The organism is Streptomyces sp. NPDC051109 (assembly GCF_044455885.1).
In the GTDB taxonomy this organism is placed as follows: Bacteria; Actinomycetota; Actinomycetes; order Streptomycetales; family Streptomycetaceae; genus Streptomyces.
In genome coordinates, this window is sequence record NZ_JBITFF010000056.1 from 1 (window position 1) to 9,601 (window position 9,601).

General features: G+C 68.1%; 10 protein-coding genes and 1 pseudogene. 7 read left to right on the forward strand and 4 right to left on the reverse strand.

What is annotated here, in order from left to right; all coding sequences use genetic code 11:
• The 3 genes from ACIBAD_RS37285 to ACIBAD_RS37295 all read left to right on the forward strand — a co-directional run.
• The coding region (locus ACIBAD_RS37285) for a MerR family transcriptional regulator (protein ID WP_398911480.1) at positions 1–300 on the forward strand (300 nt) is incomplete at its 5' end.
• A gap of 241 nt (positions 301–541) precedes the next feature.
• A complete protein-coding gene (locus ACIBAD_RS37290) occupies positions 542–745 on the forward strand; it encodes a cold-shock protein (RefSeq protein WP_008735947.1) in 204 nt (67 codons plus the stop codon).
• A gap of 951 nt (positions 746–1,696) precedes the next feature.
• The gene (locus ACIBAD_RS37295; protein ID WP_398911482.1) at positions 1,697–1,945 is read left to right on the forward strand and encodes a hypothetical protein; all 249 of its coding nucleotides are present in this window, start codon (positions 1,697–1,699) and stop codon (positions 1,943–1,945) included.
• Positions 1,946–2,342: 397 nt separating this feature from the next.
• Here the strand turns inward: ACIBAD_RS37295 and ACIBAD_RS37300 are convergent, their stop codons facing one another.
• Entirely contained in the window at positions 2,343–2,774 is a 432-nt protein-coding gene (locus tag ACIBAD_RS37300) for an ester cyclase (RefSeq protein WP_398911484.1), read from the reverse strand.
• A 1,924-nt stretch (positions 2,775–4,698) separates the two neighbouring features.
• Between ACIBAD_RS37300 and ACIBAD_RS37305 the strand changes: the two are divergent.
• Together ACIBAD_RS37305 and ACIBAD_RS37310 are read left to right on the forward strand one after the other, a co-directional pair.
• Positions 4,699–5,076, forward strand: a pseudogene (locus tag ACIBAD_RS37305) (CBS domain-containing protein); the annotation flags it as partial.
• A gap of 602 nt (positions 5,077–5,678) precedes the next feature.
• Positions 5,679–6,338, forward strand: a complete 660-nt coding sequence (locus ACIBAD_RS37310; RefSeq protein ID WP_398911496.1) for a YqjF family protein — start codon at positions 5,679–5,681, stop codon at positions 6,336–6,338.
• A 288-nt stretch (positions 6,339–6,626) separates the two neighbouring features.
• Here the strand turns inward: ACIBAD_RS37310 and ACIBAD_RS37315 are convergent, their stop codons facing one another.
• The gene (locus tag ACIBAD_RS37315; protein ID WP_398911486.1) at positions 6,627–7,034 is read right to left on the reverse strand and encodes a hypothetical protein; all 408 of its coding nucleotides are present in this window, start codon (positions 7,032–7,034) and stop codon (positions 6,627–6,629) included.
• A 263-nt stretch (positions 7,035–7,297) separates the two neighbouring features.
• Positions 7,298–7,798 (reverse strand): hypothetical protein, encoded by a 501-nt coding sequence (locus tag ACIBAD_RS37320; protein WP_398911488.1) that lies wholly within the window; start codon positions 7,796–7,798, stop codon positions 7,298–7,300.
• A gap of 149 nt (positions 7,799–7,947) precedes the next feature.
• Here ACIBAD_RS37320 and ACIBAD_RS37325 point away from each other — a divergent pair, with 149 nt between their 5' ends.
• Complete coding sequence (locus tag ACIBAD_RS37325) at positions 7,948–8,136, forward strand: hypothetical protein (protein ID WP_398911490.1); 189 nt, start codon at positions 7,948–7,950, stop codon at positions 8,134–8,136.
• 77 nt (positions 8,137–8,213) lie between these two features.
• Here ACIBAD_RS37325 and ACIBAD_RS37330 read toward each other — a convergent pair whose 3' ends face one another.
• Positions 8,214–8,987, reverse strand: a complete 774-nt coding sequence (locus ACIBAD_RS37330; protein ID WP_398911492.1) for a glycosyltransferase family 2 protein — start codon at positions 8,985–8,987, stop codon at positions 8,214–8,216.
• Positions 8,988–9,053: 66 nt separating this feature from the next.
• Between ACIBAD_RS37330 and ACIBAD_RS37335 the strand changes: the two genes are divergently transcribed.
• Entirely contained in the window at positions 9,054–9,458 is a 405-nt protein-coding gene (locus ACIBAD_RS37335) for a hypothetical protein (RefSeq protein WP_398911494.1), read from the forward strand.
• The last annotated feature ends 143 nt before the right edge of the window (positions 9,459–9,601 follow it).

Genomic DNA, 9,601 nt, shown 5'->3' on the forward strand with positions numbered 1-9,601 from the left:
GACTACCCCGCCTACACGATGGGCCGGGCCGCCGAAATGCTCGGCACCACCCAAGGCTTCCTCCGCGCCATCGGCGAACACCGCCTCATCACCCCGCTCCGCTCAGCCGGCGGGCACCGCCGCTACTCCCGCTACCAGCTGCGCATCGCCGCCCGAGCTCGCGAACTCGTCGACGAGGGCACCCCCATCGAGGCCGCCTGCCGCATCGTCATCCTCGAAGACCAGCTCGAAGAGGCCCAGCGCATCAACGCCGAGTACCGCCGCGCCGCCGAATCAGCGAATCCCACGGCCGCGGCGTGACCCGGGCGCGCCTGCCGCCCCACGGCGGACCTGCCCGCACACGGTCCACGACGTGTACTTGTTTCCTGTGGTGACAGCGTGTGCGAGCGTGTAGCGTCAGCGTCAGCTGTCGTGGTTCGGAAGTTCCCTTTGCCCACGCCTCCGGCGTGGGCTTTTTGCTGTGCTGTGCCGCAGGAACCAGGGCGATCACCTCCGCCTCCCGCATGGTGCGGGAGGCGTACTCGACTGGAAGGCATGAGACATGGCTACAGGAACTGTGAAGTGGTTCAACGCGGAGAAGGGCTTCGGCTTCATCGCCCAGGACGGCGGCGGCCCGGACGTCTTCGCCCACTACTCGGCGATCAACTCCTCGGGCTTCCGTGAGCTCCAGGAAGGCCAGGTCGTGACGTTCGACGTCACCCAGGGCCAGAAGGGCCCCCAGGCCGAGAACATCAACCCGGCCTGACCTTCCGTACTCCGCCCGCAGACCGCAGTTATTTCGGCGGAATCTGAGGTTTACCAAGTCAGGGCTGCACAGCTGTTGCTGCGCAGCCCTGACCTGTGTCGAGAGGGAAGCGCGACGGGTGCTGCTGTTCGACCTACCGCGCGCTGGCACCCCGAAAGTGGGCTGTCGTATCACGCAACCCGAACTCACCGGACGGGGAACCACTGTGACGCAGTGGCGGATCGCCGGTGCGTAAGTTCCCTGTCAGCAGGGCTGAACGGTCCAGCCGCGAATGCCGGGCTGCTACTTACCGCCAACCACGTCCCCACGCCGCTGTGTTATATCTTCGGCGACCTGAAACGTCCTCACTCCCGCTGAGAGCGCCGTCTACGGGGTTTGATCAACGCATGACGCAGGCCCGAGCTAGGGTTTCGCTGGATGTGACATCGTGGTGGGGAGAATCGAACAGATGATGGTGGCCGCCGACGATACCGCACGAACCCTCAGACGCCGCCTGCACGATCTGGGTGTCCGCACGGAATCCGGCGACGGCGACCCCTCGCTGGACCCAGCGCGACAAGATGGACCGCTGTCCCAACTTCCTGCTGCTCGCCACCCCAGAATCCACCGTGCACCACACCGTCCGTGAGCAGGTCTTTTACTGGCGCAATCAGCGAAATGCGGGGAAGTCCTTCCCCGTCCTCGACGTCTCGGGAGACACCCTCCGGCAGGGATCTCGCGAACGCCCCGGAGGCTGGTACCACCTCATCAAGGTTTCCCCTTTCGATCCACCCGACCGGATCCCTGCGGCGATCCGGCCCGCGTCGACTATCGACCGGCCGAAGCGGATGGCCAAGGCGCTGACCTCTGGAAGGGCGCCCGTACCGCCGGATGGCAACGCCGCAAAGGCACCGGCCCGCATGCCGCCGGAAGACGGCCCGGAAACGACAAAGGCGCGCATACCTCCTCGGCATGTTCCGCCTGGCCCTGTTGGCCACGGCCTGGATCAGCACCAGAAGTCTCCTTGAAAGCCATCAGCACACTGGGCTGGGCCTCACCGACGCACCCGCCGCAGTCGCTTCCGTCGTCAGCATCGGAACAGCCATCGGCGTACTCATCGGCGGCACCCTCACCGGGCTGGCCAAGCTCATGAAGGCCCGCGGTCAGACGCCGACCTTCTGCGTGCGAAGGCCGAAATGGTCCGAGCCGAAGCGGACATGATTCGTGCCAGGGCAGCACTCCCACCCAGCGCCCCCCACCCACCCCATCCGCTCTGGCCGACGCGGAACCGCCAGCGGAGCCCCCTGCCCCTGATGGGATCACCGCCGCGAGACGACCCCCCAGCCGGCACAGGGTCCAGGACCGCCTGGTTCCGAGCCATACGGCGTCGGCCGCAGCCTGCCCCCTCCGGGAGGAGCGTTGCCGGGCGCTGATGCGTCCAGCCGGATACAAGGTGCCCAGAACGACCAGTGCGTACGCGGTGAAACCGGAAAGTCGATGGTGCGGGCCCGACTCCACGCCGATGTCCCATGTCCCGGACGGATCGACCCGCAGCCCCTGGGCAAGCCCCCTGCCCGGGGTGGCGTGCCGAGGCTGCAAGGCCGTGGTGGCGCCCCTTCTACTCCGGCGTGCCGTGCGCCGGAATGACGCCGAGCTGCTGGAGAAAGCCGAAGACATCCTTGTCCGACCACTTCTCCGCGAGCCTGCCGTTTTCGATACGGTGAATTACCGTCCCCGTCATCGTGAGCTGGTTCCCCGTGGCGGGAATACCGGGAAGGTCCCCCTCATGGACTCCACGGGCCGTCAGCCGGGTCACAACCTTGTCGCCTTCCGCGATCTGGTCTTCGATCTCATGGGTCCCGGGAGTGGCCTCCCAGAAGAGACGGAACGCCTGCTTGAGCCCCTCGCGGCCGGATCCGAGCCCGGGAAACGGAGGCGGTGAGTGGTCCTGGTAATCCTCGGCCACGAGTTCGTCCATGGCCTCTACGTTGCCCTTGTCGATCTCCGCGTAGAAGCGGCGAACCAGCCTCTTGTTCTCTTCACTCGACACGGGACTCCTCTACGTGATTTTCGTATGGCCAGACGGCATGCAGGACCGGAAGCATGACCCGTACGGTCACGAGGCGACACCTGCGCCACGCGGGCTTCCGGGTGCGATCACCCGGAAGCAGCCATATACCGGCTGTGCTTGGCCACGCGCAGGCGCCGCCGCCTCGCTGGGAGATGGGGTCCGTTCGGGTGTATGAGGGAACGTTTCGCTGCCACTCGTAGAGCGGTGGCTGGGCTGGGGCTGCGAGGGCACAGATCGCCAGGTCAGTATTCCCACCAGTAGAAGGTCGCTCCAGATGCGGCTTCGTTCCGCGGCGCAGGAGCGTGGTGGTGCTGCCGGGGGCCCCGGCGAGGATGGCGCGGCTGGCAGCGAGTTCCAGGCGGGTGCGCCGGGGCGTGGCAGTGTCGAGATCGGTGTGGTTGAAGGTGTGCAGCCCGATCGTGGCCGGGGGCGTCGTTCCTGAACACCCTGATCCGTCTGCGCAATACGCGCCCGCTGGCTTTGGCGGGACCGCTGCCAGCGCAGCTGCACCGCCTGCTCGAACCTGACCGGGGTGCTTGCCCTGTTCGAGCTGCGCGAGGGCGGCGAGGCCTGAAGCCGTATGCGACGCGCGTCCGGCCCCGCGTCCTCCCGCGCGCTGCGCAGGACGACGGGCTCCCGTCGGGAGGGGGAGGCCGAGGGGGACTCGCACGGTGAGGAGACCGGACCGCAGACCGAGGATGATCACACTGCCTGGGATCATGCGCCTCAGAAGCCCACGGATGGTGGTCCCGGGTCCTGGGGAATGCCATCAGGCGCCCGATCGCCCCCGTGTCGACCGCTCCCGAGTGGGCACACGCGGTTGCATGACTCTGTTACTGCTTTTCCTGCTGCCTCTCGGACTGGCTCTCGTGCTGCTGACGACCAGCGAACACCACAAGCACGGTCGGCACCGCCACACCCGATGACCCCCCGCCCCAGCCGCCGGACCGATCGGTCCCGCAGCGCAGCGGTGGGCGCGCAGAGCGGGGCCGATAGGTGGCGTCCCGTGGGAGATCGACTGAGCGTCGGCGATGTTCGGCCGGTCTGGGCGGCGAGCGTTGCCGTGACGGTCTTGCCATCGTGGTGGACGCGGGCGGCGGTGGTGGGCGAGCTGATTGACCAGCCGCCAGCCGAAGCCGCGGGGTTCATCCGGCGCCATCCGGGGCGGGGCGGTGGAGTGGGCGCGGACCTCGACGGTGACGATGTCGGCCCGGGCTGGAAGGCGGTGGCGCCGCCGGCGTGGCGGCTGGCGTTGGAGATCATCGTGCGCTTTCCTCCGATTTCATCCTGTAAGCGACGGGGCGGACGTCTCCCGCTGCCCGCCCCTGCTGCCCCCTGAGGCCAGCTCGTTGTCCGCCAGTGCTGCAGGCTCGGCACCGAGAGCCAGAGGTAAGGCCCACGTTGCCGGGCGGGCGTGAGGTAGGGAAGGCCCCCGATGCCCGACGGCCACCGGCCGGGCACAACTCGTCAGGCCGGCGCCCGTTCGAGGGGGCCTCGAACTGGAACTAGCTCACCTGCCGTTGGCGAGCTGTCCCGCAAGCTCCTGGCCCGAGGTCCTTGACCAGGGCGAGGCCGACGCAGGACCGGCAGGCGGTGCGGGAGTGCCGGCAGAGTGAAGACGAGCTTGTCTCCCGCCGCGTCCACGTATCTGGGGGTGTGGGCCGCTGGAGGATGGCCCGCGACTTGTCCGCCTCTGCCGTCGAGGAGTGCTTTTCGTGCTGGAAACGTAAGCAAGTCGAGGGCCGCACCCACGTCACGTTCGTCCTGCCGACCGAGACCCCGCCCGGCCCGGTCAGTCGTGGTGGGTGATTTCAACGACTGGCAGCCCGGTGCCCACACCCTGGAGCCTCGCCCCGACGGCGTGCGCGCGGGCATCGACGACGCGCATGCAAGGAACAGCTGGATGACGACGGCACGCGAGATCATGACGGAACGCGGAGTGCATCGGCGCGGAGGAACCGGTCCTCGAAGCCGCGAAGAAGATGGCGCAGATGGGAGTCGGCGCGCTGCCGACCTGCGGGACGGACGACCGGCTCAAGGGCATGCTGACCGACCGCGACATCGTGGTGAAGGTCCTCGGCGCGGGCAAGGACCCCGCCCAGGGGAAGGCCGGCGAGCCGGCTCAGGGTGAGGCGGTCACCATTGGCGCGGACGACGATGCGGCGGAGATCCTGCGCACCATGACCGAGCACAAAGTCCGCCGCCTCCCGGTGATCGACGGCCACCGCCTGGTAGGCGTCGTCGCCTAGCCGATGTAGCCCGCGCCTTACCCGACCCGCAGTACCTTGCCCGTCCAGCGGGCCTGCGCGCGACATCCCGAACGGTGGCCGAGGTGAACACGGCCTGCCGGGGCCCTGTGCCGGATCGAGCCGCTCCGTGCCCGCCAGTGAACTCGCGGGCGTTTTGCCTCGGGGAGCTGACATAAAAGTGCGACGGCTGGCGCGAATGCTCCGCGTCACCTGCCGCGGGCTCTGTCCGAGCGGGACGAGAGGCAGCCGTGAGGCTGAAAGCCACGTCGCAGAGCCCCTGACCTGGCGCGAGAGTAGCCACGAATTTCATTGCCACCCGGGAGGCGGTGCTCTGTCGCCGGGTGGGTGCGGCACGGTGATGCGCAGTAGATGCCCAGGAGCGGAGCCCCGGCGATCACCGGCCGCACGCCACCCGCGATGCCAGACACCACGCCACACGCAGGATGCGATCGATCACGCCAAGAGGCGGCGGGCCTGGCCAGCGAGGCACGCGGCCGAGCTGCGCTGCGGCCCCTCTTGTGGCCTGCGCGCCGCCGCCCCGAGGCATCCTCGATGCTCCGACGGGTAGGCGCTGCACACCAGGAGCTGGTCAGGGCAGCTGGAGGATGCAGTGCAGCGTGTGAGGGTTCCCTTGATGTCGGTGTACTGGACCCGGCAGGCGTTCGTGCACTGGCCATACCCCCCACCCGTCATCCAGAGCTTGCTACCGCCCCAGCTCGAAGCCGACGTCTTCGAAGGCCAGGCCTGGGTGAGCATGACACCCTTCCTCATGTCGCGCACCCGGGTCCTGGGAGTGCCGATGCCCTGGGGGACTTTCCCCGAGACGAACCTGCGCACCTACGTACGGCGTCGCGGCGGACCGAGCGGCCTGTGGTTCCTCGCCCTCGAGGTCACCCACCCGGCCATGCTCACCGCGCGGCTGCTGGGGGTTCCGTACTCCCTGGGGCACCTCGTGGCGGAGCAACACGGCGGCACGCGCTACTACGCGGGTCGGCGGGGGCGGCGAGGGCCACGCTACGAGCTCGAAGTTCGCACCGATGAGCGCATCCGAGTGGCCCGTCCGCTGGACTCGTGGCTGACCGACCGTTTCCACGCGTACTCGGTGTCCGCAGGGGCGCTCTGGCGAACCCCGGTCGTCCACGAGCCCTGGCCGCTCTCCACCGGAGCCGTCGTGCGCATGGAGGAGTCCCTGCTGTCTGCTGCAGGATTGCCCGAGCCGGCCGATTCCCCCCGCGTCCACCTCTCACCCGGTGTGGGCCCGGTCCGCCTCGGTTTCCCGAGGCGCGTGGCATAGCAGGCGCGCCCGTTGGCGGGGCGACCGTACCGGATCGCGTGCCGGTCTGGACAAGCCGCACGGGTGGCCGCCGACGTCGCCCCGACCGGTGGATGGCGCCTGCCGAGGCACAGGCATATGGACTCATCGACAACGTCAACACCATGGTCGAGAGTCCCTCCCAGGGCACCGGCCTCCACGTCCCAGGCGAACGGCCCCAGCTACCGCCCGAACAAATGCCCCAAGAACCCGACCGACAAGCCTTTCAACTCCGCGATCACATAGCAATGCTTCGTCGCGGGCGCGGTGTCACACGCTCCAAGGCTCCAGGACACTCCACGTGCCCTCGACCGCTTCGAAGACCAGCTCCGAGCCTTCGAAGACATCCTGCCCACTCCTCGGACGAAGGCTGCCGAAACGCTCAGCGCACAGGTCGACCTGAATCAGCCCGTCGAACCGGGTGAACTGTGGGGGATCGTAGAGCACCCCCGCAGGAGAGCCCTGGCTCTCGTCGATCCGAAATCGCTTCACGTCGACCAGGTCCAGGCATACCGGCTCCCACCGCAGGGCCTCGTCCGCCACCCGAACGTCGATCACAAGTCTGACGGCCCGCCCCCGCGGTTGCCGTCCGAACTCCTGGTCAAGGATCACACGGCGGACACAGGCATCACCGAACTCGTAGCGTGCCAGCAGTGCCGCGATCCCGTCATCGGTCAACGCGTACGGCCCAAGCCTCCGAGACGGTACCGGTGCTCTGAGATCCACTCTGCTCCCTTGTCGAGGTGCCCCGCAGCGCACCGTCACAGCTCAACCCGACATCGGTCCGGGATGAGATCGTTTGCCGCATGGCCGGTAGACGACTCTCTACGTGAGCACGTAGGTGGGGGCTCGCGATGCTCGCGATGAACATGAGTGTTGATCTTGATGGGCTGTCTGCTCCTGTTTCGTGTGCGACGACAGAGTGAACACGAAGAGCTGGTTCACGAGAGCGGTTCCGCGTCGGGACGTGCCCATCGTTTGGTGATGTACGGCTCGCAGTACGGGGCCGGCCATGTCTGTAGCCGGATCTCCTCGGTGTCTTCGGGCTCGTCCTCGCAGTCGGGGCCGGGGAAGGCCGCAGCGGTGAGGCTGCGCCTGGAAGCCCGGATGCGGGTCCACCCGGAGGGCATGTCGAAGCGGGCTGCGGCGTCGACGTCGTCAGTGCAGCCGAGCACCACGAGTCGTCCCGAGGCCAAGTTGAGGCTTGCCTCGACGACGTGGTCAAACTCGTTGCTGTCATCGTCGGGCTGGTCTGTGAGGAGATGGACGGCAACTGCCACGGTGAAGTTGACGTCAGTGCCGATCGCCAGACCTCCTTCGGCGACTGCGAGCCCGTCCAGCACTGCCTGCTCCGTCCATACATTGCTGAAGTCGGCGTCGGAGTCCTCGTCCAGGATGTGGATCTGGAAGTAGTCCGCGAAGAGTTCAAGGTTTGTCGCCACGGAGGCATCATCCCTGCTGCCTGGGAAGGGCAGCAGGGCGGGGTGAGGCCGTCTTCGGACGAGGCCGCTGACCGGGTGATCCGAACATGAATGCCAGCCCCGTCGGAGAGGTTTCGGCTGTTGCTGCAGGTCAGGTGCTGGTGTTGATCGTGGACTCGGATGCACTGCTGGTGGAACGGCAGCTGCGCGTAGGCCGACGGACGTGCCCGTCGTCCGGGGCCGTGCTCGCGCCGAGGGGCCACGGCCGACCACGGGAGATCCGTGGTGATCTCGCGGACCGCCGACTGCCGCTCCAGCTGTTCCTGCGCAGGGTCTCCAACGCCGGCCTGCCCGCGTAGCCGGCCGCGTGCGCCGATGTCCCGCCTTCGCAGACAGCCGCCGACTACGCGGCGCGGCCACGGGGGTACCGGCCGGACTAGATGCGGGAGTTGCGCACCGACTGCCACACGGCACCGGCCAGAGCCCGCGTCGCCCGCGGCACCGACAGGTGCTCGTGGTCGCGGTACAGCGCCCAGTTGTACTGCACGAGCGAGAACTTGTTGGAGGACAGGGATCCCGCCTGGTGGGCCCTGTACACCGCGAGCGGCTCGGCCAGACCGCGGGCGTCGGCGCCGTCCCGCATGATCGACAGCCAGAGGGCGTAGTCCTGGCGCTTGCGCATCTCCGGCATCAGCCGTGTGCCCAGGACACTGCGGTCGTACATGGCGGTGAGAGCGCCGATGTGGTCCTGGAGCAGCATCGCGCGGTAGTCCACGTGCTCCCGCGCACGGACCACGCGCCCGTTCGGGATCCAGTCGGTGCTCTCGCCGTCGTAGTCGGCGTCCATCTTGAAGTACGAGGTGAACGTGAGCGGCGCGGTGGCTTGAGCTGCGAATGCGAGTTGCTTCTCGGTCTTCTCCGGCAGCCACATGTCGTCGCTGTCGAGGAATGCGACGTAGTCCCCGCGGGCCCGCTTGATCGCGCGGTTGCGGGCCCGGCCGGCGCCTCCCTGCTCGGGCGCCCGCTCCGGCAGGACGCGCGCGTCCTGCCAGGCGAACTCGGTGATCAGGTCCATGGACCCGTCGGTGGACTGATCGTCGGTGACCAGCAGTTCCAGGTCGCTGTGGGTCTGGTTGAGCACCGATCGGACGGCCACACCGAGGGTCGCCGCCGAGTTGTACACGGGCATCACGACAGACACCAGGGGCACAGCGCTTCTCCTTGCCAGACCAGGAACGACCCCCCATTCAAGCACCGCAACCGAGTGGGAGCCGCCATGCAGATCGTTGTCGTCGGTCAGGGCTACGTCGGGCTTCTCCTGGCCGTACGCGCAGCCGAGGCCGGTCACCGCGTCATCGCCTGCGACGTCGACGTGGACCGCGTCCGGGCCTTCACCTCCTGCGACTCGCACGCCGAGGACGTGCCCTCCACGCGGCTGCGCGCCGTGCTGGACGCCGGCTCCTACCGCGCGAGTGCCGACGAGGCCGCGCTGGCCGGCCACGACACCGCGGTGATCACCGTGCCGACTCCGCTGCGCGACGGCGTGCCCGACCTGGGCTTCATCGAGGCCTGCGCCCGGACGCCTGGCAAACACCTTCGCCGCAGCGCGGCGCCTTCGAGATCCTACGGATCGTTGCTTCGCCGGAGTTCTGCGTCGTGGTGGCGGCCGAGGTCGCTGTAGGTGCCGGCTCCCGACCTGCCTTCCCAGCGAAGGAGATCGAGAACGGAGCCTAGTCTTCTGAGTCGGGAATTCTGTTCAGATGTATAAGCTTGCCCTGTGGTACGGACGGGACGGCCGAAGGCCGAATTGACGTTGTCGGACGA